The organism is Methylobacterium sp. Leaf466, assembly GCF_001425565.1.
In the GTDB taxonomy this organism is placed as follows: Bacteria; Pseudomonadota; Alphaproteobacteria; order Rhizobiales; family Beijerinckiaceae; genus Methylobacterium.
The window spans coordinates 1-22284 of the sequence record NZ_LMRC01000011.1 but is presented as its reverse complement, the minus strand read 5'-3'; the positions used below and the strand labels follow the sequence as shown (position 1 = coordinate 22284).

The window sequence follows — 22284 nt, the reverse complement described above, 5'->3', positions numbered from 1 at the left end:
ACGTCAGACAGGACATCCCCGCCGCATGCCCAGACTCCTTCCCCGCTTCCTCTCCCTCATCGCCGGAGCCTCGTTGATCGCCATGACCGCATCCGCCTCAGCCGAGTACGTGACGACCCCGTCGGGCCTGAAATACCAGGACGAGGTGGTGGGCACCGGCCCCGAGCCCAAGGCCGGCCAGAAGGTCAACGTCCACTACACCGGCTGGCTCGACGAAGGCGGCAAGCCGGGCAAGAAATTCGATTCCTCCGTCGATCGCGGCCAGCCCTTCAGCTTCACGCTGGGCGCCGGCCAGGTCATCGCCGGCTGGGATACGGGCGTCGCCACCATGAAGGTCGGCGGCAAGCGCCGCCTCGTGATCCCGCCGGACCAGGGCTACGGCTCGCGTGGCGCCGGTGGCGTCATCCCGCCCGGCGCCACCCTGATCTTCGACGTGGAACTGCTCGGCGTCCGCTGACGCTCCCGTCGGGCGGCCGGGGAACCGGTCGCCCGCATCCGATCTGCCCGAATATTGCCTGTGCCGCAGACGCGCGAGACCGAGCCCTCGTGCCCGTGGAACCCGCGATGCCGCAGCGCGACCTGACCCTCACCGCCGAACTGATCGCCGCCGCCCATCCCCGGCGGCCGGCCGACGATACCGCCGCGATGCCGCTCATGACCGACGCGGACGTCGAGGCCGCCCTCCACAGCGAACTCGACGCACGCCCGGCCCCGGCCGGCGGGGGGCCGTGGGTGTTCGGCTACGGCTCGCTGATCTGGCAGCCGGAATTCGCGATCGCGGAGCAGCGCCTGGGCCGCGTGCGCGGCTGGCACCGGCGCTTCTGCCTGCTGCAGCGGCGGTTTCGCGGCTCGACCGACTACCCCGGCCTCGTCCTGGCGCTGGTGGCCGGCGGCGTCTGCGACGGTGTCGCCTTCCGCCTGCCCGAGGGAGACTGGCGCGAGGTGCTGATGCCTGTGTGGCGCCGCGAGATGCGCGGCAACGGCTACCGCGCCCGCTGGGTGCCCGTGGCCACGCGCGAGGGCGTGGTCGAGGCCCTGACCTTCGTGGCGAACCCGGCCTGCGACCGCTACACCGGCCGCCTCGGCGAGGCCGATATCGCCGACCTCATCGCCCGGGCCGACGGCGGCCTCGGCCCCAGCGCCGAATACCTGCGCCGCACCGCGCTGGCCTGTGCCGAACTCGGCATCCGCGACCGCCACCTGTGGTCGCTCCAGGCCCTGGTCGCCGAGCGGCTGCAGGCCACTCCCCTCATCGCTCGGTCAGCTTGAGCTCGATCCGGCGGTTGCGGCCGTAGGCCTCCTCGGTGGTGCCGGCCTCCAGGGGCTGGAACTCGCCGAAGGCCGCCGCCAGGAGGCGCTGGGGCGGGATGCCCTTGCCCGCCATGTATTGCACCACCGCGATGGCGCGGGCGGCCGAGAGCGCCCAGTTCGAGGGAAACTGCGAACTGGCGATCGGGCGCGCGTCGGTGTGGCCGTCGATGCGCAGCACCCAGGGAATGTCGGCGGGGATCTGCCGGGCGAGGTCGATGATCGCCGTGGCGATGCGGTCGAGTTCGGGGCCGGCCTCCGCCTTCAGGCTCGCCGAACCGACGGGGAACAGCACCTCCGATTGCAGCACGAAGCGGTCGCCGACGATGCGGATGTCGGGGCGGTTGCCGAGGATCTGGCGCAGGCGCCCGAAGAAGTCGGAGCGATAGCGCGCCAGCTCCTGCACCCGCTGCGCCAGGGCGACATTGAGGCGGCTGCCGAGGTCGGCGATGCGGGCCTGGCTCTCCTTGTCGCGGTTCTCGGAGGCCGAGAGCGCGTCCTCGAGGGCGGCGAGCTGGCGGCGCATGGCGGCGATCTGCTCGTTGAGGAGGTCGACCTGCGACAGGGCGCGGTTGGTGTTGGCCCGCTCCACCGCGATCTGCTTGTCGCGCTCTTCGACGCGCGAACCGCTGCCCTGCGCCCCCTCGGCCAGGACCTGGAGCCGGTCGCGGTCGGCCTCGGTCGCCGTGAGCGTGCTGCGCAGGTTGGCGGCGCTCTCCTCCTGCGCCCGCTTGTTGGAGCGTTCGAGGGCCAGCAGGTCCGTGAGGTCGGCGATCTGGCGGGTGAGGCGGTTGAGGACCGTGTCGCGGCCGGTGATCTCCTGGGACAGGAAGAACTGCCCCACCACGAAGATCGTCAGCAGGAAGACCACCGCCAGCAGCAGCGTGGCCAGGGCGTCGACATAGCCCGGCCAGACGTTGAGGCTCCGGTCGCGCCGCGTGCGCAGCGAGGCCATCAGGCCCGCTCGCGGCCGAGGCGGTCCAGCGCCTGCTTCAGCTCGCGCTCGCGGCTGGCCTGGGCCTCGACCCAGTCGCGGATCATCTGCTGCTCGGCGCGCATGTGCTGGACGAGGCCCTGGATGCCCTCGGCGAGGTTGGTCATCGCCTGGGTCGCGACCCGGCCGTTGGCGCCCTCGGCGACCACGGTGGTCAGGCGCTCCACCGCCTCCGTCAGCTCCTTGGCCGAGGCCGGCACGGCGGGGAGCGCCGTCGCGGCCTCCTGCGTCTCGCCCGAGGTCAGCCAGTCCTCGAGGTCGTTGTGGAAGCGGGCGTGGGCCTGGCCGGCCTGCAGGTCGAGGAAGCCGATGACGAGGGAGCTGGCCAGACCGAACAGCGATGCCGAGAAGGCCAGGCCGATGCCGCTCAAGGGAACGGCCAGGCCGTTCTTCAGTTCGTCGAACATCGCGCCGGCCTCGCCGCCGCCGCGCATGGTGCGGATCACCGAGCCGACCGCGCTCAGGGTGTCGATGAGGCCCCAGAAGGTGCCGAGCAGGCCGAGCAGGATGAGGAGGCCGGCGACGTAGCGCAGGATCTCGCGACCCTCGTCGAGGCGGGCGGCGGTGCTGTCGAGGAAGGCGCGGGTGGCCGGCAGGCTGCGCCCCTCGCGCCGCGCCGCGATCGCCGGTGCCAGCGGCGCCAGGAGCGCGGGCCCCTTGGCCGGCTCCTGCCCCATCGCCACCGCATTGACGTAGGCGGTCTCGCGGTTGAGGCGCAGCACCTGCCCGAAGGCGAGCAGGACCGCCAGCAGCAGCACGCCGAGGATCAGCCCGTTGAGGCCGGGATTGGCGAGGAAGGCCGGCGTGATCTGCTTGAACAGGACGAAGGCGAGGAACCCGACCAGGGTCAGGAAGACCAGCATCCGGATCAGGTAGATGCCCGGCTTGACCAGCGGTGCGTCGGGATTCGCGGGAGGGGTCGCCATGGGCTGATGGGAAACTCTTCGACGCTGAGTTGCTAGCGTTCACGACACGTCGAGACGCGCGCGCATCGCGGCGGGACCGAGCGCACACTGGCCGCAGGTCTGGCCACGATCAAGTCGTCGGGGGCCTCGAAATGACGGCCGCGCCAGCTTTGCACGCAATTGATGGCAAGACGACTGATGGCAAGACGACCTCCATCACGAACACAGACACGAGACGCGTGGCTGGCTAACGTCCTGAGACGCACCGGATCGGCACCTCGATGACACGCCCGGGCACCGAATCCCAGGACCGTGTCTGAACGAGGCGCAGCGTCGTGTCACCCGGCCCTTCGAGGCGCACGCGAAAGACCTTTGCCGTTCCGGCCCCAACCCCATCGGGCGATGGGCCGAGCGTCTCACCAACGATCGTCGCCGCATGGTGAGGCACTTCCGCATGCCAGAGGAACCCTCCGATTCCTTCTCCCGGCGCCGCGATCTCGATCGTCTCGCCGGGGCGGGCGTCGATGGGACCACGCCGCTCAAGATCCATCACGACGTCCTCCGAAAGGCCCGTTCATATCGCGCCCGCAACGCGATTCAAGCAAGCTTTTCAGTGAGCTTCGCGGCTTTCGTACGGCGGGGCGACAGCTGTCGAGCGACCACGGTCGTGCTCGCCAGTGCAATCTCGGGATCGTAGAACAACACCTCGGAATCGATTCCGCATTCACCATATCCGATGCGAAAATGGCCCTTCTCGCCCCATCTCGATCCCCAACTGTTCTTGGCGATCCAGCATTGCTCGGCGTCGTCATAGCCGATCACGGCAACGGCATGCCATCCGAGAAACTCACCCGCCACATGAGTGTAGATGCCTTTTCGGTAAGCATAGAAATCCTGGAACACGCGAAATCCGCCGATCACCGGCCCCTTCTGGAGAGCCTGCTTGCGGGCCATCTAGGATACCGCGGTCTGGTAGCGAGGCACGCTGACGATGGGCGGAATCGGCTGGCACGCCTGATTGCCGGGCGTGTAGGGGAAATCCGACTCCTGGCCGATGCCGTGCTTTTTCGCGTAGTCAAGCGCCTTCGTGTAGAACCACCCCTGGTCGCAAGAGTTCGGCGCGCCGCAGTAGAAGAGATGGGCCTCCGAGAGGTCGATCGACCCGCCGGGATTGCCGGTACCGATGAGAATCCGGCTTTCCACGGCGGCGCATGTCGCAAATGCGACGCAGGAGCCGCAGCTCGATTGATCCTTGACTGGTGTCACGAAGTTCTGACCGCCGCTATTACGCCAGTCGAGTTTCGGCGGCGGCGGTGCGACAACCTTGAATAGCGCCGATTCGGCATTTCGCGCCTTGACGACCTCCTTCTTGGCCCGCTCCGGGTCAATGGAAAGGCCGAACCGCCCAGTCGGCGATGCTTCGACATCGTAGAATTCGCTGATGGACGTCGGACCGGCGTCCCATCGCGCGCCCGCTCGATGAATCGCGGCATTGATCCGCTCGAAATCCGGCTGACCCACGAGGACGTCCTTCCCACAACTTCAGTGCCGCATAAGACACCCTCAAGTTGTGTTCGGAAATCGCACGTCCGTCAACCGGCGCTTGCGGCGAAAGCAATGTTCCTCAAGTCAAAATGCTGACAGGCGCCCATGGATGCAGTCGTCAAAGGGCCCGTCCTATCGTTCAATCGGAGTCTGCAGACCGACCGGCCTCGTGCGTCGCGGCACCGCTATCCCTTGGGACCGCCTCAATCCCACTCCCGCGGCCAGGTCTCCTCCAGGTGCGGCCCGAGGCGCACCGGCGCCACCCGCGTGGCGAGGCCGGTGGCGTCGTCCGTCTCCACCGCGATGCCGCACAGGGTGCCGGTCCCCTGCGCCGCCTCGAGGCGGGCGCCGGGGGTCTTCTGCAGGAAGCGGCGCAGGGGCTCGTCCTTCTGCATGCCGAGAATCGAATCGTAGTCGCCGCACATGCCGGCGTCGGAGAGGTAGGCGGTGCCGCCGGGCAGGATGCGGTGGTCCGAGGTGGGGGTGTGGGTGTGGGTGCCCACCACCAGGCTGGCGCGGCCGTCGAGGAAGTACCCGAAGGCCTGCTTTTCGCTGGTCGCCTCGGCATGGACGTCCACGATCACCGCGTCCGCGACCTCGCCGAGCGGGCAGGCCGTGAGTTCGCGCTCGGCCGCCGCGAAGGGATCGTCGAGGGCGTCGAGGTAGATCCGCCCCATCACGTTGAGGACGAGGACACGCGCTCCGGCGCGGGTCTCCACCACCGTGGCGCCGCGCCCGGGCGTGCCCGGCGGGTAGTTGGCCGGGCGCACGAGGCGGGTCTGGCGGGCGATGAAGACCAGGGCCTCGCGCTGGTCGAAGGAGTGGTTGCCCAGCGTCACCGCGTCGGCCCCGGCCTGGAGGAGCTCGTCGCAGATCGCCTCGGTGATACCGAAGCCGCCGGCGGCGTTCTCGCCGTTGATCACCACGCAATCGAGGCGCCAGCGTTCGCGCAGGGCCGGCAGGCGGCCGGTCACGGCGGAGCGGCCGGGACGCCCGACGACGTCACCGAGGAAGAGGAGGCGCATCGGCGGCGGGCCTTCAGGTCCGGAGGAGGGAGACGGGGCCGGCCTCGGTCACGAGATGGTCGAGGGGCCGGTCGTGCGGCTCGGCCGGGACCGCCTCGATCTCCTGGACCGCGAAGGCGATCCCGATGGTGAGGACCGGGCCGTTGCCGCTAAGGCGCGCGATCGCCCGGTCGTAGTAGCCGCGCCCGTAGCCGATGCGATGGCCGCGGCGGTCGAAGGCCGCCAGCGGCACGATCAGGGCGGTGGGATCGAGGGGAGGGAGGTCGTCGCGCGGCTCGCTCAGGCCGAAGCGGCCCGCGACCAGGGCCTCGCCGGCCTTCCACTCGCGGAACACGAGGCCCTCGGGCGTCACCTTCGGCAGGGCGACGCGCTGGCCGCGGGCGAACAGCCGGTCGATGAGCGGGCGCGGATCGACCTCGCTGCGGATCGGCCAGAACGCCCCGACGATCTGCGCCCCGGCGAGGGCGTCGATGGCCATGACCGCATCGGCGACGGCCACGGACCCGTCGCGGCGGGACTCGGGCGCGAGCCCGTCGCGCCGGGCGAGGACGGCATCGCGAAGGATGGCCTTGAGGCCGGAGGTGGGGGAGGAGGAGTGCGGAGCCACGTGAGCCGTTGGAGGATCGATCCCGGGAAACCTACAGTGTAGGTGGGCGCCGTGTTGACCAAGTCCAGGGACGAGGCCAGGGACAGCTCCCGGGGGAGTCGATAAGGCCCCGGGGAAAGTGCTCCTGACGGACTCTGCAGCCCCGCCAGCAGTATGTAGCGTCGGCGGGGGCGCGGCGCCAGGGGGAACCTCACCCCGTCGCCAGCCTGTGGGCCAGTCGCTCGATCCGTTCGGCCGCCCGGTTGAGCCCGTCCTCCAGCTGCGCCTCGTCCACCGCCCGCTCGGCGTCGAGGGAGGCGAGGCGCTCGCGGATGGCCCCGGTCTCGGCCTCGAGGTCGGCGAGACGGCGCCGGACCTCCAGCAGTTCGTCGGCCTGGGTCAGCGCCGCCATCACCTGGAGGCGCATGTCGCCGATCTCGCCGAAGGCCTGGCGCATCTCGGCGACCTTGGCGCCGAAGCTCGCGGCGAGGGCGGCCAAGTGCGGCTCCTCGCCCTCGGCGCAGGCCATCCGGTAGCTCTTGCCGTCGATGGTGACGTTGATCTGGGGCATGGGCGCGCCGTCCGCTCAGAGGTCGGGATGGCGGCGGGGCCGCAGCAGGACGCCCTCGACGGTGGCGATGGCGCGCCCGAGGCGATGCCCGACGTCGTCGGTGGTGGCCTCCACCGCGGCGAGCCGGGCGCTGGCCGCATCGAGCTCGGCGGCGAGCCGCGCCCTGTCCTCGCCCATGATCGCGAGCTCGATCTCGGTCTCGCCCGGTGCGCGCACCGCCTCGAAGCGCTGGGCGACGGCCTCCTCGAGCCGGGTCAGGGCGGCTTCGAGGCGCAGGATGCCGGGGCCGGCGGCGTGGCTCACGATCGGGATCTCACGGTGCGGGGCCTTACGATCGGGACATCATCGCCAAGGCGCGTTCTGACGGCCCGCATTGTCGAGCCGGCCGGGTCGGGAAATCAACCTGACTTTCGCGTCCGATCGTCACCCGGCAACCTTTGCCAGCCCGAACGGCCATGATAGTCAGCCCTCGTCCGCCTGACGACAGGCCCCGCGGGGCCGCGAACGGTCCGACCCCGCGCCAGCGCGGGGGCCGGCCGGTTCATCTCAGGTTCAAACGTGGCACCGCTCAGGAACGGGCGCGGCGCGAAACGCCGGCATCCGGGCCACGCGGTGTCGTTCGCGGGAGCGATCTCGCGCGAGAGTGTTCTTGCCCGGCGGCCCCGGCGTGCCGATGTGGGCCTCACGGGGGCGCCGGACGCCCGGCCCCTCGACAGAAGAAGGATATCAGGCCGTGACGGTCAAGGTTGCCATCAACGGGTTCGGACGCATCGGCCGCAACGTGCTGCGCGCCATCCACGAAGCCGGACGCACGGACATCGAGGTCGTGGCGATCAACGATCTCGGCCCCGTCGAGACGAACGCCCATCTCCTGCGGTTCGATTCGATCCACGGCCGCTTTAACGCGAAGGTCGAGGTCGACGGCGAGTTCATCGTCGTCGACGGCCGGCGCATCAAGGTCACCGCCGTGCGCAACCCGGCCGAGCTGCCGCACCGCGAGCTCGGGGTGGACATCGCGCTGGAATGCACCGGCATCTTCACGAGCCGCGACAAGGCCAAGGCCCATCTCGACGCCGGCGCCAAGCGCGTGATCGTGTCCGCCCCCGCCGACGGCGCCGACCTCACCGTGGTCTACGGCATCAACCACGACGCCCTCACCGCCGACCACGTGGTGATCTCGAACGCCTCCTGCACCACCAACTGCCTGGTGCCGGTGGCCAAGGTGCTCCACGACCTCGTGGGGATCGAGCGCGGCTTCATGACCACGATCCACTCCTACACCAACGACCAGCCCTCGCTCGACCAGATGCACAAGGACCTCTACCGGGCCCGTGCCGCCGCCCTGTCGATGATCCCAACCTCCACCGGCGCGGCCAAGGCCGTTGGGCTCGTCCTGCCGGAACTGAAGGGCAAGCTCGACGGCACCTCGATCCGCGTGCCGACCCCCAACGTTTCGGCGGTGGACCTCGTCTTCACGGCCAAGCGCGCGACCTCCGTCGAGGAGATCAACGCCGCGATCCGCGCGGCGGCCGACGGCCCGCTGAAGGGCGTGCTCGCCTATACCGACGCGCCCAACGTCTCGATCGACTTCAACCACGACCCCCATTCCTCGACGTTCCACATGGACCAGACCAAGGTGATGGACGGCACCTTCGTGCGCATCCTCGCCTGGTACGACAACGAGTGGGGCTTCTCGAACCGCATGGCGGACACCGCCGTGGCCATGGGCAAGCTGCTCTAGGCTCGGGATCGGACCAGCCGCTCCGGGCGGACGGCGTCTTTGACGCCAGGCCGCCCGGAGCGGTCGGATCGACGACCGACGCGCCCCGCATCCTCCCCGCCCGCGACCAGGTGTGCCCGAGATGACCGAGACTTCGCCGACGACCACGGCCTCCCCGACGACGAAGGCCTCGACGACGACCACGGCCGGCAGCGACTTCATTCCCGGCGGCTCATCGCCGACCCCCTCGTCCCCGATTTCCTCCTCGCCACAGCCGACCGCGGCCGTCGTCGCGGCGGCGACGCCGGTGGCCGCAGCCGCACCGGAGCCGGTGACCGCGGTCAGGACGACATCGGCCTCCGCCACGGGCGACCAGCTCGCCCGGATCGAGGACAAATGCGCCCGGATCGAGGACAAGTACGCCCGCTCCGAGGCGCTGCTGTCCAAGGTCGAGGACAAGGTCGAGGGCGCGGCCCAGCGCATGAACGAGGCGGCGCGCCAGTCCGACCTCACCGCCCTGCGCAGCGAAGTGCGGGCGATCGCGGACCGCACCAAGCGCCTGCCGGGTGCCGGGGCCCTCGTGCTCACCGCCGTCATCACCGCGGTGCTCACCGTCGTCCTGACCATCGCCGTCCAGCGGCTCAACCTCCAGGCGCTCATCCCGGTCTGAGCCGGGCGAGCCGCCGACAGGATTCCAGCGTGAAAAGGCCAGCATGACCGCGTTCCGTACCCTCGACGACGCCGGCTCGCTCTCGGGCAAGCGGGTGTTGCTGCGCGTCGATCTCAACGTGCCGATGGAGGCCGGGCGCGTCACCGACGCGACCCGGATCGAGCGGATCGTACCGACCATCGAAGAGATCGCCGACCAGGGTGGACGCGTGGTGCTGCTCGCCCACTTCGGGCGCCCGAAGGGCAAGCCCGAGCCGCGCGACTCGCTCCGGCCCGTGGTCGCGACCCTGTCGGAGATGCTCGGACGCCCGGTCGCCTTCGCCGACGATTGCATCGGCGAGGCCGCCGCCGCCGCCGTCTCCGCCCTGGGCGACGGCGAGGTGCTGCTCCTGGAAAACACCCGTTTCCATGCCGGCGAGGAAACGAACGACCCCGCCTTTACGGCCGCGCTGGCCGCCAACGGCGACGTCTACGTCAACGAGGCCTTCTCGGCCGCCCACCGGGCCCACGCCTCGACGGAAGGCCTCGCCCACCTCCTGCCGGCCTTCGCCGGCCGCCTGATGCAGGCCGAGCTCGACGCCCTCACCAAGGGACTCGAGGCGCCGACCCGGCCGGTGATCGCGCTGGTGGGCGGCGCCAAGGTCTCCTCCAAGATCGACCTCCTGGAAAACCTGGTCACCAAGGTCGACAGCTTGGTGATCGGCGGCGGCATGGCCAACACCTTCCTGCACGCGCAAGGCTCGGGCGTCGGCAAGTCCCTGTGCGAGAAGGATCTCGCCGAGACCGCCCTGCGCATCCTCGCCGCGGCAAAGGCGGCCGGGTGCCGGATCATCCTGCCGGTGGACGCAGTGGTGGCGACCGAGTTCAAGGCAAACGCCCCCCACGAGACCGTCCCGGTCGCCGCGGTCTCCGAGACCGGCATGATCCTCGATGCCGGCCCGGCCTCCGTCGCCGAGATCGAGGGCGCCATCGACGAGGCGGCGACCCTGGTCTGGAACGGACCGCTGGGCGCCTTCGAGCTGACGCCCTTCGACGCCGCGACGGTGGCCGCGGCCCGGCATGCGGCCGAGCGCACCCGCGCCGGCAAGCTGGTCTCCGTGGCCGGCGGCGGCGACACGGTGGCCGCCCTCAACCATGCCGGCGTGGCGCAGGATTTCTCCTACGTCTCCACCGCCGGCGGCGCCTTTCTCGAATGGCTGGAGGGCAAGGTGCTCCCGGGCGTCGAGGCGTTGCGGGTGAAGGAATAAGCGTCGTCCCTCCCTCGACCTCATTCGGAGGGGCACGCGGCAGCGGGCCTCGAGGGAGGGTCCGGGGATCACATCGAGAACGGGAGGGCTCCTTCGAGGCCTCCGCTTCGCTACGGCACCTCAGGACGAGGTGATGGATTAGGATCGGCCTTGCTGTGCCGACCGCAGATGATTGGGAAACCGGATCATGGCACGCATCACCCTCAGGCAACTCCTCGACCACGCCGCCGAGTTCGGCTACGGCGTGCCCGCCTTCAACATGAACAACATGGAGCAGGGGCTCGCCATCATGGCGGCGGCCGACGCCACCGATTCGCCGGTGATCCTCCAGGCGAGCAAGGGCGCGCGCGCCTATGCCAACGACGTGGTGCTGGCCAAGCTGATCGACGGTCTCGTGGAGATCTACCCCCACATCCCGGTCTGCATGCACCTCGACCACGGCAACAACGAAGCCACCTGCGCCACCGCGATCCAGTACGGCTTCACCTCCGTGATGATGGACGGCTCGCTGAAAGCCGACGGCAAGACCCCGGCAGACTACGCCTACAACGTCGAGATCACCCGCAAGGTCACCGAGATGGCGCATTGGGCCGGCGTCTCGGTGGAGGGCGAACTCGGCGTGCTCGGCTCGCTGGAGAGCGGCGAGGGCGAGGCCGAGGACGGCCACGGCGCGGAAGGCGTGCTCAGCCACGACCAGCTCCTCACCGACCCGGACGAGGCGGTGAAGTTCGTGCAGGCCACCAAGGTGGATGCCCTGGCGGTGGCGATGGGCACCAGCCACGGCGCCTACAAGTTCACCCGCCAGCCCGATGGCGACGTGCTCGCCATGAACGTCATCGAGGAGATCCACCGCCGCCTGCCGACGACCCACCTCGTCATGCACGGCTCGTCCTCGGTGCCGCAGGACCTGCAGGACATCATCAACCAGTACGGCGGTGAGATGAAGCCGACCTGGGGCGTGCCGGTGGAGGAGATCCAGCGCGGCATCAAGCACGGCGTGCGCAAGATCAACATCGACACCGACAACCGCATGGCGATGACCGGCCAGATCCGGAAGGTGCTGGCCGAGAACAAGGCCGAGTTCGACCCGCGCAAGTACTTGAAGCCGGCCATGGACGCGATGCAGAAGCTGTGCAAGCAGCGGTTCGAGGAGTTCGGCACCGCCGGCCAGGGTTCGAAGATCCGTCCGGTCTCGGTCTCGGCCATGGCCAAACGCTATGCCGACGGTTCGCTCGACCCCCGGATCGGGTAGACGGACCGGACACGACGTCAACGCCAGGACCCCATGACCGCGCCGCGCACCCGCCTCGCCCTGCTCACCCCGCACCGGGTCGAGGCCTCCCACGTCGATGGCCTCGTCGCGGCGATCCGCAGGGCCACCGCGGCCGCCGACGTGGCGGCGGTGGTGCTGCGGCTGGCGCCGGCCGACGAGCGCAGCCTCGTCAACCTCGTCAAGCGGGTGGCGCCGGGCGTGCAGGAGACCGGGGCGGCCGTCCTCGTCGCCTGTGCGGGCTATGACGGCGACCTCGTGAGCGTGGCGGCGCGGGGCGGCGCCGACGGCGTCCATCTCGACAAGCCCGGCGAGGGCGACCTGCGCGACCTGCGCGGGCGCCTCGCCGACGGCCGCATCCTCGGCGCGGGGGGCGGCGAGTCGAAGCACGCCGCCATGGAGGCGGGGGAGGCGGGGGTCGACTACGTGATGTTCGGCGGGCTCTACCCCGACGGCGTCGCACCCGACGCGGAGCTCGTGCTGGCGCGCACGCAGTGGTGGACCGAGATCTTCGAGACGCCCTGCATCGCCGTGGCGCAGGAGATCGGGCAGGTCGCGGCGCTGGCCGCCACCGGAACCGAGTTCGTCGGCATCGAGGGCGGGCTGTGGCTCGACGCCTCCGCCGATCTCGGCGCGATCATGGCGGTGCTGGCCGAGCAGGCGGCCCTGCGGGACGCCGCCTCGTGAGAACGCGTCCGTCCCTGGCCCTGGCCCTAGCCCTGCTGGCGCTGCTCGGGGCGATGTCCACGGCGTCGGCCGAGACGCCCGGAGACGGGGTGCCCAAGGACGTGGTGCCCGCCACCCCGCGCACGATCAAGGTCGCCCCGCTCAAGGACCTGCCGACCCCCTATACGCCGGGCGCGATCGGGGCGGTGCCGGGCCCGTCGAGCAAGACGCCGGACGTGGCCTTCGGCGCCTACCAGCGCGGGCAATACGCCACCGCCTTCCGCGAGGCGACGAAGCGCATTGAGGCGGACCCCAAGGACGCCGCCGGCATGACGCTGGTGGGCGAACTCTACAACCAGGGCCTCGGGGTGCGGCAGGACCCGGTCAAGGCGGCCGAATGGTACCGGCTGGCCGCCGCCCAGGGCGACGCGCACGCCATGGCGGCCCTCGGCCTCATGGCGATCGACGGCCGCGGCGGCCCCAAGGACCCCAAGGCCGGACGCGCCTGGCTCGAACAGGCCGCCGCCAAGGGCGACGTCACCGCCTCCTACAACCTCGGCCTGCTGCTCCTGGGCACCGGCGCCCCGGCCGACCTGGCGCGGGCCGCCAGCCTGTTCGAGAAGGCGGCACAGGGCGAGATCGGCGCCGCCCAGCACAACATCGGCGTGCTCTATCTCCAGGGCCGCGGCGTCCCCAAGGACGCGTCCAAGGCCGCCGACTGGTTCCGGCGGGCGGCCGACAACGGCGATCTCGCCGGCGAGGTCGAGTTCGCCATCCTCCTGTTCAACGGCACCGGCCTGCCCAAGGACGAGGTCCGCGCCGCACGCTACTTCACGCACGCCGCCTCCCGCGGAAATGCCATCGCGCAGAACCGCCTGTCGCGGCTGTTCGCGGTGGGGCGCGGCGTGCAGAAGAACCTCGTGGAGGCGGCGGCCTGGAACCTCGCGGCCTCGGCCCAGGGCCTCACCGACGCCTGGCTCGACCAGACCCTGACCGGCCTGAGCGCCGAGGAGCGCTCCAGGGCCGAAAAGCTCGCGGCCGATCGCGCCGGCGGCAACTGACGCCCGTCTCACGAAAGCCCCCTGGGCCGTGCGCCTCAGGCCCGCGTCCACGGGGACGCTCGGGCGTGTCCTGTCGCGACGCGATCTGCTAGGGAACCCCCAGCCAGGAAAACCCGGATCGGGCGGACCGGCCTCCCGACGAAGGGTGGGCCAGGCCGTGGCCCGTGCCGGGCCGGTCAGCCCTCCTGCCCGTCAACGACCCGGACTCGAAGCGACGATGATCAGCTCACCCCTCATGACCGTGATGGTCGATGCCGTGCGCAAGGCCGCCCGTGGCCTCAAGCGCGATTTCGGCGAGATCGAGAACCTTCAGGTCTCGCGCAAGGGGCCCGGCAACTTCGTCTCCGCCGCCGACCGCAAGGCCGAGGAGGTGCTTCGCGACGCCCTCATGAAGGCGCGGCCCGGCTACGGGCTGATCCTGGAGGAATCCGGCAACGTCGAGGGCCAGGACAAGAGCCACACCTGGCACGTCGACCCCCTGGACGGCACCACCAACTTCCTGCACGGCATCCCGCATTTCGCGATCTCGGTGGGTCTCGAGCGCGAGGGCCAGATCGTGGCCGGCGTGATCTACGATCCGATCAAGGACGAGCTGTTCGTGGCCGAGCGCGGCAAGGGCGCCTACCTCAACAACCGCCGCCTGCGCGTATCGGGCCGCAACGAGATGCCCGATGCGCTGGTGGCCTACGGCTCGCCCTACCTCGGGCGCGGCGACCACCCCAAGCTCCTGCGCGAGGTCGCGGCGGTGATGGCCGTGACCGGCGGCGCCCGCCGCTTCGGCTCGGCGGCGCTGGACCTCGCCTACGTCGCCTGCGGCCGCTCCGACCTGTACTGGGAGCGCGACCTGCAGACCTGGGACATCGCGGCCGGCATCATCCTGGTGCGCGAGGCCGGTGGCTTCGTCACCAGCGCCGACGGCGGCGCAGAACCGCTCCTGGCCAAGTCGGTGGCCAGCGGCAACGAGGTGCTCCACGGGGAGCTCGTGAAGCTGCTGCGCAAGGCGCACGCCGCGGCGTGACGTCCGCTCTTTCAGAAGGACGAGCCCGTGCGTCGAGCAATCTGCTCACGGAGTCCTTCACGTGCATCGCCGTCGGCGGCGCCACGCCGCTGCCTTTCGACGTTGCGGCCACGGGCCGCCGCCTGGTCCAAGATGAAGTCGACGGACTGGATCAACCGGGCGGCCTCGAGTTCGCGCAGGAAGTCCCCCGTACTGATGAGGCTGACCCGCTCCTCGACCACGGCACGGCGCTTGCGCACGTCACTGTCCTCGAACAGCAGCAGCGCCTGGGCCGTGGGATCGCTTTTCAGGAGGCGATCGAGCGTTTCGAGGGCGGCCTGCTCGCCGAGTCCCCGAATAGACCGTCCTTCCGCCAGACGCCGTTGCTGATCGATGCCGATATCGGTGGGTACGATCTGGACTGCGTCCAGGTTAGCGTTGATCCATTCCACGATTTGCTCGGCACCGGGCGCGCCACGAACCCGCGTCGCTTCGATATAGACGGCATCCGGAATACGGATCGGCAGCCCGGGCCGCAGCAGCACGTCGAGCGAGTCGGCAAGCACCAACGTCAGTAGCGGCGAGGTGTCGGTGACGATGAGGCGGAGGGGCGCAGTCATGTCCGGGCCCGCAGGGCCTCGCGCAGGATGGCACGACCGCGACCGCGACTCTCGACGTTCGGGCCGTCCATGGGGGCCACCGGTGGTCGCAACCCGAGTTCGCCGAGGTGGGCCAGCACCGTCACGTAGTCCTCGAAGCCAGCTTCGCGCAGCGCCTTCCAGCTCACGTCCCCGGCGGCATAGTCCCGGATTAGTGTCTCCCGGCCGGTTGTGAAGGCCTTTTGCTGGCGCGTGGCGTCGTCCATGGTCGGCTCCTCACGCCCCGGGCGAGAGCCGGCCCGGAATGCGGTGTCGCTCCTTATAGCACGAGCCGGACATTGGCCCCCTGTCGCGATCTTTCCAGCGCGATCCGTCCGCCCTCTGGCCCCGCCATCCGGCATCTGCTCTAACCCGCCCGCTCAGATCGAGACAGAAAGCCGCCCGCATGGAAGCCCGCCGCCACAACGCCCTCAAGGAGTCGATCCGCTCGATTCCCGATTACCCGAAGCCGGGGATCATTTTCCGTGACATCACCACCCTGCTCAGCGACCCGCGGGCGTTCCGACGCGCGGTGGATTCGCTGGTGCATCCCTATGCCGGCGGCCGGATCGACCAGGTGGCGGGGATCGAAGCACGCGGCTTCATCCTCGGCGGGGCCGTGGCCCACCAGCTCTCGTCGGGCTTCGTGCCGATCCGCAAGAAGGGCAAGCTGCCCCACGCCACCGTCTCGATCGCCTACGCGCTGGAATACGGCACCGACGAGATGGAGATCCACGTCGACGCCATCAAGCCGGGCGACAAGGTGCTCCTGGTCGACGACCTCATCGCCACCGGCGGCACCGCCTGCGCGGCGGTGAACCTGTTGCGCCAGATCGGGGCCGAGGTGGTGGCGGCCTGTTTCGTCATCGACCTGCCGGAGATCGGCGGCGCCCAGAAGCTGCGCGACCTCGACGTTCCGGTGCGGACCCTGATGGAGTTCGACGGGCACTGAGCGACGGGCTCCCCCCGCCCCTCAGCCGCGGGTATGGAGCGCCAGCGCGTCGGCCAGGTCGGCCCGGTCGGTCAGCTTGCGGCCACGGCGCTTCAGGTCGGCCAAAAGACTGCGGTCGGGAAACGGGCAATAGGGCAGCACCGCCGCCGTCTCTCCCTCCGGGATGGCGCCCGACAGGTCGATCCGCGCCAGGACCCGGTCGAGCAGGATGCGTCCGTGCTCGTGCAGGAGGACGGAGGCGCGGGTGGCCGTGGTGCCCGGCGGCAGGGCCACCGCCTCCTGGGCGAGGATCGCGCCGGCGTCGATGGTCACCGCGAGGTGGTGGACGGTGACGCCGAAGGCCGGCGGCTCTTCGGCGAGGGCGTGGATGGTCGGCACCGGCCCGCGATGGCGCGGCAGCAGGCCGGGGTGGACGTTGAGCCCGCCCAGCCGCACCCGCGCCAGGGTCGGCCCCGAGAAGATCTGGTCGAAGTGGAAGGCGACGATCAGGTCCGGCTGGTGCCGGCCGATCGTCGCGGCGACCTCGGTGCCGTTGACGTCGTCCACCCGCAGGGTCGGGATGTCGAGGTCCCGGCACAGGGCCCTGAGCGGGGTCGCCCCCGCCCGGCCGGTGGTGCCGGCGAGGCGCTGGATCAGGCCGGCGGCCGGCGCCAGCAGGTCGGGCAGGCCGAAGTTCACGGCGAGGTAGGGCAGGAATCCCGGCCCCGAGCGGGCGAGATGGCGCCGGACCTGGCCGACGAGGCCGCCCGTACTCGGGCGCTCCGCGTTGGAGAGCCCGACGAAGGCGATGTCGGCGGCATGCTCGGCGACGAAGCGGCGCACGGCCCGGGCGTTGGGCAGGGCCTCCAGCACGAACAGCGCGATGCGCGGGCGGCTCATCGGCTCGGCCCGTCCTGCGGCGTGCGGCTCGCCTTGCCGACCTTGAACGCAAAATCGCGCATGCCGAGGCGGCGCAGGCGCTCCGGCAGCAGGGCGGACAGCCGGGCGAGCGCCGCCAGCGGCTGCGGGAAGGCGACGATCTCGTCGTCCCGCGCCAGGCCCCTGGCGATCCGCCGGGCGGCCTCCTCTGCGCTCATCTCCATCGGGCGCCAGCCCTCGTAGTCGCCACCCATGGCGGTCTTCACGTAGCCCGGCGTCACCACGTTGATGCGCACGCCTTGGGGTTTCAGCTTGGCCCGCAGGGCGAGGCCATGGGCGAGGAGGGCCGCCTTGGTCCCGCTGTAGGCGGGCGCGTCCGGCAGCGGCGCGAAGGCCGCGAGGGAGGAGATCAACGCGATCTGGCCGCGCCCGCGCGCCAGCATCAGGGTGACGCCGGGCAGGGCGACGTTGAGGGCGCCGTTGAGGTTCACGTCCACGGTCTCGAAGGCGGCGGCCTCGGTCTCGACGCCGCCGGACGGGTCGCCGCCGTTGATGCCCGCGTTGGCGATGACGAGGTCGAGCCCGTGCGCGGCGTCGATCCGCGCCAGCCAGGCGCCGACCGCCGCCCGGTCGCGCACGTCGAGGGATTCGGTGAGCACCGTGGCGCCCTTGGCCCGGCAGGCCTCGGCGACGCCCTCCAGCCTGGCGAGGCCCCTGGCGTTGAGGACGAGGGTGGTGCCGGCCGCCGCATAGTGGAGGGCGAGGGCCGCGCCGATGCCGCTCGACGCGCCGGTGATCAGGATGACGGGCATGGACCGACCGTTGGGGATTGGGGCTTGCGAGGCATAGCCCAGTCCCGCGGGCAGCGGCAAACCGGCTCCGCCTTGACGTCCGGCGCGGTGTGTCGGTACGGCAAGGGCCACTCATGTCGTCGATCCCGGCACGGACCGGGCCCGCTCCCGGCCCGTCGGCGAACGGGCGGCCCGCGCGCGGGGAGCGAGGGGCGACCTCCGGTATCGCCGGACCGGCCGTCGCGATCGACCCTGGAGACGGGAACCCGAATGGATCAGGGCAAGGTCAAGCGCCTGTGGCCGCGGACGCTCTCGGCCGAGGCGGCGCCGCCCGGCCAGCGCGGGCAGCGCGGCGTGCCGCGCCTCGCCAGCGAGCCGGTCTCCCGCCGCGTGCGTCTCACCGACCGCTGGCAGGAGGGGTTCCTGCGCCTGCCCGCAAGACCCAGGGACCGCTCGCTCAGCTACATCGTCGACGGCCTCGGGGTCTATTACGACGCCACCGCGCCGAGCGAGCTCGAGGTCATGCTCGAAATGGGCGGCTGGGAGGACCCGGCCCTGCTCGCGCGCGCCGGGGCCGGCCTGGCCGAACTGCGCCGGCTGGCGATCTCCGTCGACAACGACCCGCGCCGGCTCGACCTCGGCGCCGCCCTCGCCCGCCAGGGCGACGCCTCCGGCAAGCCCGTCGTCGTGGTGGTCGATCAGCCCCGCGGCGATCCCTCGATCGGGTTCGGTCTGGCCGGGGAGGGGCGCTTCACCGCCATGCTCGACGCCGCCATCGCCGAGAACCCGGGCGCGCAGGTGGTGGTGGTGATGGACCCCGCCGCTCCCTACCAGTCGGGCCCGGGGCACCTCGACGGGATCGCCTCGGAGAAGGGAGCGCGGCTGATGCGCGATCCCGTGGCGGCCTGGTCGGTGGTGGAGGCGGGGGCGGTCGTCTACGTCGTCACCAGCCACGTCGGCTTCGAGGCGGCCACGGCGGGGCGGGCGGTGGCCTGCTTCGGGATGCCCTTCTATGCCGGCTGGGGTTTCACCGACGACCGCCTCGACCTCGCCCGGCGCACCCGCGAACGCACGGCCGAGGAGGTGTTCGCGGCGAGCTACCTGGTGTCGTCGCGCTACTTCGAGCCCTACGGCGGCGAGCCCTGCAGCTTCGAGGAAGCGGTCGCCATCCTCGGCCTCTCGGTGGTGCGGGACCGCGAGAACGCCGTGCGTACCCTCTGCCTCGGGTTTCCGGCCTGGAAGCATCCGTGGCTGCGCAAGACCCTGTCCTCGGTCGGCAACGCCCCGGTCATCGCCCGCAAGGGAGCGGCGGTGGCGGCGGGCGACCTCTCCGGCTACGGCCGCGTCGTCGCCTGGTCGAGCCGGGCCCCCGCCGAGACGCAGGCCGCCTGCGGCGCGGCCGGCGTGCCGCTGGTGCGGATGGAGGACGGCTTCCTGCGCTCCATCGGCCTCGGGGTCGCCCTGAGGCCGGGGGCCTCCTACGTCCTCGACGGCACCGGGATCTACTACGACGCCACGGCGCCGAGCGACCTCGAACGGCTCCTCGAGGCGGAGGACTTCGACGCGGCCGTGCTCGAGCGGGCGGTCCGCCTGCGGGCCGCCATCGTCGAGGCGCGCATCAGCAAGTACAACGTCGGCAGCGGGGCGATGCCGGCGCTGCCGAAGGGCCGGCCCGTGGTCCTCGTGGCGGGCCAGGTGGAGGACGACGCCTCGATCCGGCTCGGGGCGACCGAGATCCGCACCAATGCTGCACTCCTGCGCATCGCCCGCGAGCGCAACCCCGGCGCGGTCATCGCCTTCAAGCCGCATCCCGACGTGGAGGCGGGCCTGCGGCCCGGACGCATCGCGCCGGCGGAGTTGGAGCGCCTCGCCGACGTGGTCCTGCGCGACGTCTCGGCCCCCGATGCCATCGAGGCGGCCGATTCGGTCGAGGTCATCACCTCGCTGATCGGGTTCGAGGCGCTGTTGCGCGGCAAGCCGGTGACCACCCACGGTCTGCCGTTCTACGCGGGCTGGGGCCTGACCCGGAGCCCGGAGTGCCCGCGCCGCACGCGCAGGCTCACCCTCGACGAACTCGTGGCCGGGGCGCTGATCCGCTACACGCGCTATCTCGATCCGCGCACGGGACTCGCCTGCCCGCCGGAGGTGGTGGTGCGGCGCCTGGCCGACGGCGACCCGGGACTGGCGCGCCGCGCGCCGACCCTGGAGGCGGCGCTCAAGCACGTCTGGTCGCTGGCCTTCCGGCGCCTGCTGCACCGGAACGGCTGAAGCGCACCGCTGCGGGGCTTCTCGCCCCGCAGGCCGCGCCGACCGCGATCGAAGATCTTCAGGCGTTCTGCAGTCGCTCGATGCCGAAGGCCTGCTCGCCGGTCCAGCGGGTGTCGCGCGCGCCGCGGGCGGCCCGCGCCCGCGCTTCGAGCCAGGCACCGTCGGCGAGATCGAGCTTGGCGGCCGCCGCCTGCACGGCGGCATCCAGCCCTTCGCGCTTGTAGTAGACGCCGCGGATCTGGATGTGGGCGACGATCGCCTTGAGGAAGGCGTTCCACAGGTCCTGGCGCGGCGTGGTCCCGCCGGTCCAGAAGTCGTCGAGCTTGCCCTGGAAGGTCAGGCCGTCGATGTCGTAGACCGCCTGCCCGAGGGTCATGACCGGAGTCTGGGCCCGCATCGCCCACAGGCCGACCGTGCTGTTGACAGTGACGACGCCCTTCGACTTCTCGAGGAGCTTCGGCAGGTCGCCGCCGTCGAGGTAGTCGACCCGGTCGGCGACGCCCCATTTCTGGGCCGAGCGCGCGACGATGCGGCGCCAGTTGCGCACGCCCGGATCGAGGGGGTGGACCTTGACCATCAGCCGGGCATCGGCCGGGGCGTTCTGGGCGAAGGAATTGATGACCTCGTGGATCGGGGTCTTCAGGTCGAAATACGGGGAATAGGCCCGCAGCTGGAAGTCGTTCTCCATCTGCAGGGGCAGCACGTAATAGGGCACGCCGGAGGCCTGGACCTCGGCGATGCGCGCGTTCGCCTTGATGCCGTCGCGCCGCGCCAGCAGGATGTGCAGTCCGGTGCCGATGTAGACCATCGCCGGATGGTGGACCTGGTGCGAGCGGTAGCCCGGGTGCAGGAACCACAGCCAGTTGCTGAAGAAATGGTAGGCCATGTCCCACATGACCTGGGTCTTGAAGTCGTCCTTGAAGCGGGGCTTCAGGTCGAGCTCGGGGGCCTGGCGGGCCAATTCCATGATGGCGTCGGGATCGCGCGGGAAGCAGCTCTCGCCGGACATGCCGTTGCGCTCGAGGGTGATCCAGTCCGGGCGCAGGTATCCGAAATCGGTCACCGTGATCTTCACGCCGCGGGCCTTGGCGGCCGTGATCGCCACCTTGTGGTAGAACCGCTGCTCGCCGAGCAGGACGATGTCGGTGACGCCCTCGCGGTCGATCAGGTCGGCGATGAAGGCGGGCCAGGCGTCGCGCTTGCCGGTGAAGTTCACCGCGCCGGGGCGGCGCCAGAACAGGCGGTCGCCGAAGCACAGGTTGACCCGCAGGCAACGGTGGCCGCGCCCTTCGAGGGCGGTGGCGATCTCGGCGAAGAAGGGCGTGATCGGCCCCTGTAGGAACAGGAAGACCTGCCGGGCCGGCGACGGGCGGGGGCCGGAAGCCCGGGGAGACTGGTCGATGCTCGAAGTCAGGCTCGATCCCACGTGCTCACCCCACATGACGCCACTCCGGCGAAGCGGAACGGCTCGTCCATTCGGTCCGGAAGATGAGCCGCGCGATCGGGCGCGGCTATGTCTTCGATGCAACAGCCGGGAAAACTCACCTGATTTCCCGACGATCTTCGACCGCGGACGAGGTCCGGATCGCAGTCTCTTCGCGGCGTCGGCCGCTGGAATCATTGCCCGGCGCCGCGACGGCCCGGTTTAGAACCGAGATCTTGGCAGCATCAAGGACGCCGCCGCCCCATCCACGGCGGCAAAGCCTGGCGTGGCCCGAAACTCGGGTGTGCCCGAAACTTGGCCGTGCCCGAAACTTGGCCGTGCCACAGTGCGACCGCAAAGTTCGACGAGCACCCGGACCTGAGGCGTCAGGCCCGATGCGGCGGCCCTTAAGCCGATCGCAGGGTTTGGCTGCGCTCCATCACCGATCGATCCTGCGGGCCGGGCGACAGGCCCGCGCCGGGACGGCAAGGACACATATGCTGCGCGTTCCCTCCGTTCCGGTCTTGCTGAGAGCCAGCGCCGCGGCGGCGACCCTGGCGACGATCCTGCTCTCGGGCTGCTCGTCGATCCTGCCTGCGGCGGGTCCGACGACGAGCGCCGTTCTGGAGGGGGCGGACGTGACGACGGCGCAGGGGACGTTCGCGCGCTACGAGATCGTCGACCTCGACGCAGCCGTGATCGAGGCGATGCGGGGCCGGGCGCTCGACAGCCTGCTGGCCTCGTTCGGGGACCGGCGGCCCGCGCTCGAACCGGTGATCGGGGTCGGCGA

The 22284-nt window shown here is 70.9% G+C and carries 23 protein-coding genes, 1 other RNA gene and 2 pseudogenes; 12 read left to right on the top strand and 14 right to left on the bottom strand.

Annotated elements, in window-relative coordinates:
* The first annotated feature begins 25 nt into the window (after positions 1-25).
* Entirely contained in the window at positions 26-457 is a 432-nt protein-coding gene (locus ASG59_RS06270) for an FKBP-type peptidyl-prolyl cis-trans isomerase (protein WP_055881406.1), read from the top strand.
* A 107-nt stretch (positions 458-564) separates the two neighbouring features.
* Positions 565-1269, top strand: a complete 705-nt coding sequence (locus tag ASG59_RS06265) for a gamma-glutamylcyclotransferase (protein ID WP_056407561.1) — start codon at positions 565-567, stop codon at positions 1267-1269.
* Here ASG59_RS06265 and ASG59_RS06260 read toward each other — a convergent pair.
* The 9 genes and pseudogenes from ASG59_RS06260 to ASG59_RS06225 form a co-directional block, all read right to left on the bottom strand.
* Positions 1250-2263 carry a peptidoglycan -binding protein gene (locus tag ASG59_RS06260; RefSeq protein WP_055881399.1) on the bottom strand — a complete coding sequence of 338 codons (1014 nt, stop codon included), beginning with the start codon at positions 2261-2263 and terminating at the stop codon, positions 1250-1252. The genes ASG59_RS06265 and ASG59_RS06260 overlap by 20 nt on opposite strands.
* Positions 2263-3228 carry a MotA/TolQ/ExbB proton channel family protein gene (locus ASG59_RS06255; RefSeq protein WP_056407560.1) on the bottom strand — a complete coding sequence of 322 codons (966 nt, stop codon included), beginning with the start codon at positions 3226-3228 and terminating at the stop codon, positions 2263-2265. The genes ASG59_RS06260 and ASG59_RS06255 overlap by 1 nt, the downstream gene beginning before the upstream one ends.
* Positions 3229-3454: 226 nt before the next feature.
* On the bottom strand, positions 3455-3757 hold the full coding sequence (locus tag ASG59_RS19790; protein WP_082528653.1) for a protease inhibitor I42 family protein: 303 nt from the start codon (positions 3755-3757) through the stop codon (positions 3455-3457).
* 47 nt (positions 3758-3804) lie between these two features.
* Positions 3805-4728, bottom strand: a pseudogene (locus ASG59_RS21200) (C1 family peptidase).
* Between the two features lie 227 nt (positions 4729-4955).
* Positions 4956-5777, bottom strand: coding sequence for a TIGR00282 family metallophosphoesterase (locus tag ASG59_RS06240; protein WP_055881390.1), 822 nt, complete (start codon positions 5775-5777; stop codon positions 4956-4958).
* Positions 5778-5790: 13 nt separating this feature from the next.
* A complete protein-coding gene (locus ASG59_RS06235; RefSeq protein ID WP_056407554.1) occupies positions 5791-6384 on the bottom strand; it encodes a 5-formyltetrahydrofolate cyclo-ligase in 594 nt (197 codons plus the stop codon).
* A non-coding RNA gene (gene ssrS, locus ASG59_RS19780) (6S RNA) lies at positions 6374-6530 on the bottom strand. Before ssrS ends, ASG59_RS06235 begins: the two co-directional genes overlap by 11 nt.
* Before the next feature lie 44 nt (positions 6531-6574).
* Positions 6575-6934: a cell division protein ZapA gene (locus tag ASG59_RS06230; protein ID WP_055881380.1), complete on the bottom strand. Its 360-nt coding sequence runs from the start codon at positions 6932-6934 to the stop codon at positions 6575-6577.
* A gap of 15 nt (positions 6935-6949) precedes the next feature.
* Positions 6950-7237, bottom strand: coding sequence for a DUF4164 domain-containing protein (locus ASG59_RS06225; RefSeq protein WP_244475647.1), 288 nt, complete (start codon positions 7235-7237; stop codon positions 6950-6952).
* Positions 7238-7667: 430 nt separating this feature from the next.
* Here ASG59_RS06225 and gap point away from each other — a divergent pair, with 430 nt between their 5' ends.
* The 7 genes from gap (at position 7668) to ASG59_RS06190 (ending at position 14585) form a co-directional block, all read left to right on the top strand.
* Positions 7668-8675, top strand: coding sequence for a type I glyceraldehyde-3-phosphate dehydrogenase (gap, locus tag ASG59_RS06220; protein WP_055881373.1), 1008 nt, complete (start codon positions 7668-7670; stop codon positions 8673-8675).
* Positions 8676-8796: 121 nt separating this feature from the next.
* On the top strand, positions 8797-9324 hold the full coding sequence (locus ASG59_RS06215; RefSeq protein ID WP_056407553.1) for a hypothetical protein: 528 nt from the start codon (positions 8797-8799) through the stop codon (positions 9322-9324).
* A gap of 43 nt (positions 9325-9367) precedes the next feature.
* The gene (locus ASG59_RS06210; RefSeq protein ID WP_056407551.1) at positions 9368-10570 is read left to right on the top strand and encodes a phosphoglycerate kinase; all 1203 of its coding nucleotides are present in this window, start codon (positions 9368-9370) and stop codon (positions 10568-10570) included.
* Between the two features lie 187 nt (positions 10571-10757).
* A complete protein-coding gene (fba, locus tag ASG59_RS06205; protein ID WP_055881364.1) occupies positions 10758-11822 on the top strand; it encodes a class II fructose-bisphosphate aldolase in 1065 nt (354 codons plus the stop codon).
* Positions 11823-11855: 33 nt separating this feature from the next.
* Positions 11856-12527 carry a thiamine phosphate synthase gene (locus tag ASG59_RS06200; RefSeq protein ID WP_056407549.1) on the top strand — a complete coding sequence of 224 codons (672 nt, stop codon included), beginning with the start codon at positions 11856-11858 and terminating at the stop codon, positions 12525-12527.
* The gene (locus tag ASG59_RS06195) at positions 12524-13567 is read left to right on the top strand and encodes a tetratricopeptide repeat protein (RefSeq protein ID WP_347379671.1); all 1044 of its coding nucleotides are present in this window, start codon (positions 12524-12526) and stop codon (positions 13565-13567) included. Before ASG59_RS06200 ends, ASG59_RS06195 begins: the two co-directional genes overlap by 4 nt.
* A 217-nt stretch (positions 13568-13784) precedes the next feature.
* A complete protein-coding gene (locus tag ASG59_RS06190; RefSeq protein WP_056282618.1) occupies positions 13785-14585 on the top strand; it encodes an inositol monophosphatase family protein in 801 nt (266 codons plus the stop codon).
* A gap of 11 nt (positions 14586-14596) precedes the next feature.
* On the opposite strand, the gene ASG59_RS06185 is transcribed toward ASG59_RS06190, so the two are convergent.
* Together ASG59_RS06185 and ASG59_RS06180 are read right to left on the bottom strand one after the other, a co-directional pair.
* Positions 14597-15184, bottom strand: a complete 588-nt coding sequence (locus ASG59_RS06185; RefSeq protein WP_056407547.1) for a hypothetical protein — start codon at positions 15182-15184, stop codon at positions 14597-14599.
* The gene (locus ASG59_RS06180; RefSeq protein WP_056282609.1) at positions 15181-15429 is read right to left on the bottom strand and encodes a hypothetical protein; all 249 of its coding nucleotides are present in this window, start codon (positions 15427-15429) and stop codon (positions 15181-15183) included. Before ASG59_RS06180 ends, ASG59_RS06185 begins: the two co-directional genes overlap by 4 nt.
* 179 nt (positions 15430-15608) lie before the next feature.
* Between ASG59_RS06180 and ASG59_RS06175 the strand changes: the two genes are divergently transcribed.
* Entirely contained in the window at positions 15609-16154 is a 546-nt protein-coding gene (locus ASG59_RS06175; RefSeq protein ID WP_055881352.1) for an adenine phosphoribosyltransferase, read from the top strand.
* 21 nt (positions 16155-16175) lie between these two features.
* Here the strand turns inward: ASG59_RS06175 and ASG59_RS06170 are convergent, their stop codons facing one another.
* Both ASG59_RS06170 and ASG59_RS06165 read right to left on the bottom strand, forming a co-directional pair.
* Positions 16176-17033: a formyltransferase family protein gene (locus ASG59_RS06170; protein WP_055881349.1), complete on the bottom strand. Its 858-nt coding sequence runs from the start codon at positions 17031-17033 to the stop codon at positions 16176-16178.
* Entirely contained in the window at positions 17030-17824 is a 795-nt protein-coding gene (locus tag ASG59_RS06165; RefSeq protein ID WP_055881345.1) for an SDR family NAD(P)-dependent oxidoreductase, read from the bottom strand. The genes ASG59_RS06170 and ASG59_RS06165 overlap by 4 nt, the downstream gene beginning before the upstream one ends.
* Before the next feature lie 249 nt (positions 17825-18073).
* Between ASG59_RS06165 and ASG59_RS06160 the strand changes: the two genes are divergently transcribed.
* Positions 18074-20071 carry a capsular polysaccharide biosynthesis protein gene (locus ASG59_RS06160; RefSeq protein ID WP_056407545.1) on the top strand — a complete coding sequence of 666 codons (1998 nt, stop codon included), beginning with the start codon at positions 18074-18076 and terminating at the stop codon, positions 20069-20071.
* 58 nt (positions 20072-20129) lie between these two features.
* Here ASG59_RS06160 and ASG59_RS06155 read toward each other — a convergent pair whose 3' ends face one another.
* Entirely contained in the window at positions 20130-21512 is a 1383-nt protein-coding gene (locus tag ASG59_RS06155; protein WP_082528651.1) for a capsular biosynthesis protein, read from the bottom strand.
* A gap of 509 nt (positions 21513-22021) precedes the next feature.
* On the opposite strand from ASG59_RS06155, the pseudogene ASG59_RS06150 reads away from it, so the two are divergent.
* Positions 22022-22284 (top strand): annotated as a pseudogene (locus ASG59_RS06150) (sugar transporter); the annotation flags it as partial.

What these genes read in the sequence shown, in the direction of transcription:
- ASG59_RS06265 (WP_056407561.1), top strand. Translation starts at nt 565, where the DNA reads ATGCCGCAGCGCGACCTGACCCTCACCGCCGAACTGATCGCCGCCGCC.
- ASG59_RS19790 (WP_082528653.1), bottom strand. Translation starts at nt 3,757, where the DNA reads ATGGATCTTGAGCGGCGTGGTCCCATCGACGCCCGCCCCGGCGAGACG.
- ASG59_RS06165 (WP_055881345.1), bottom strand. Translation starts at nt 17,824, where the DNA reads ATGCCCGTCATCCTGATCACCGGCGCGTCGAGCGGCATCGGCGCGGCC.
- ASG59_RS06200 (WP_056407549.1), top strand. Translation starts at nt 11,856, where the DNA reads ATGACCGCGCCGCGCACCCGCCTCGCCCTGCTCACCCCGCACCGGGTC.
- ASG59_RS06215 (WP_056407553.1), top strand. Translation starts at nt 8,797, where the DNA reads ATGACCGAGACTTCGCCGACGACCACGGCCTCCCCGACGACGAAGGCC.
- ASG59_RS06160 (WP_056407545.1), top strand. Translation starts at nt 18,074, where the DNA reads ATGGATCAGGGCAAGGTCAAGCGCCTGTGGCCGCGGACGCTCTCGGCC.
- ASG59_RS06185 (WP_056407547.1), bottom strand. Translation starts at nt 15,184, where the DNA reads ATGACTGCGCCCCTCCGCCTCATCGTCACCGACACCTCGCCGCTACTG.
- ASG59_RS06180 (WP_056282609.1), bottom strand. Translation starts at nt 15,429, where the DNA reads ATGGACGACGCCACGCGCCAGCAAAAGGCCTTCACAACCGGCCGGGAG.
- ASG59_RS06175 (WP_055881352.1), top strand. Translation starts at nt 15,609, where the DNA reads ATGGAAGCCCGCCGCCACAACGCCCTCAAGGAGTCGATCCGCTCGATT.
- ASG59_RS06240 (WP_055881390.1), bottom strand. Translation starts at nt 5,777, where the DNA reads ATGCGCCTCCTCTTCCTCGGTGACGTCGTCGGGCGTCCCGGCCGCTCC.
- ASG59_RS06255 (WP_056407560.1), bottom strand. Translation starts at nt 3,228, where the DNA reads ATGGCGACCCCTCCCGCGAATCCCGACGCACCGCTGGTCAAGCCGGGC.
- ASG59_RS06170 (WP_055881349.1), bottom strand. Translation starts at nt 17,033, where the DNA reads ATGAGCCGCCCGCGCATCGCGCTGTTCGTGCTGGAGGCCCTGCCCAAC.
- ASG59_RS06260 (WP_055881399.1), bottom strand. Translation starts at nt 2,263, where the DNA reads ATGGCCTCGCTGCGCACGCGGCGCGACCGGAGCCTCAACGTCTGGCCG.
- ASG59_RS06155 (WP_082528651.1), bottom strand. Translation starts at nt 21,512, where the DNA reads ATGTGGGGTGAGCACGTGGGATCGAGCCTGACTTCGAGCATCGACCAG.
- ASG59_RS06210 (WP_056407551.1), top strand. Translation starts at nt 9,368, where the DNA reads ATGACCGCGTTCCGTACCCTCGACGACGCCGGCTCGCTCTCGGGCAAG.
- ASG59_RS06230 (WP_055881380.1), bottom strand. Translation starts at nt 6,934, where the DNA reads ATGCCCCAGATCAACGTCACCATCGACGGCAAGAGCTACCGGATGGCC.
- ASG59_RS06270 (WP_055881406.1), top strand. Translation starts at nt 26, where the DNA reads ATGCCCAGACTCCTTCCCCGCTTCCTCTCCCTCATCGCCGGAGCCTCG.
- fba (WP_055881364.1), top strand. Translation starts at nt 10,758, where the DNA reads ATGGCACGCATCACCCTCAGGCAACTCCTCGACCACGCCGCCGAGTTC.
- ASG59_RS06190 (WP_056282618.1), top strand. Translation starts at nt 13,785, where the DNA reads ATGATCAGCTCACCCCTCATGACCGTGATGGTCGATGCCGTGCGCAAG.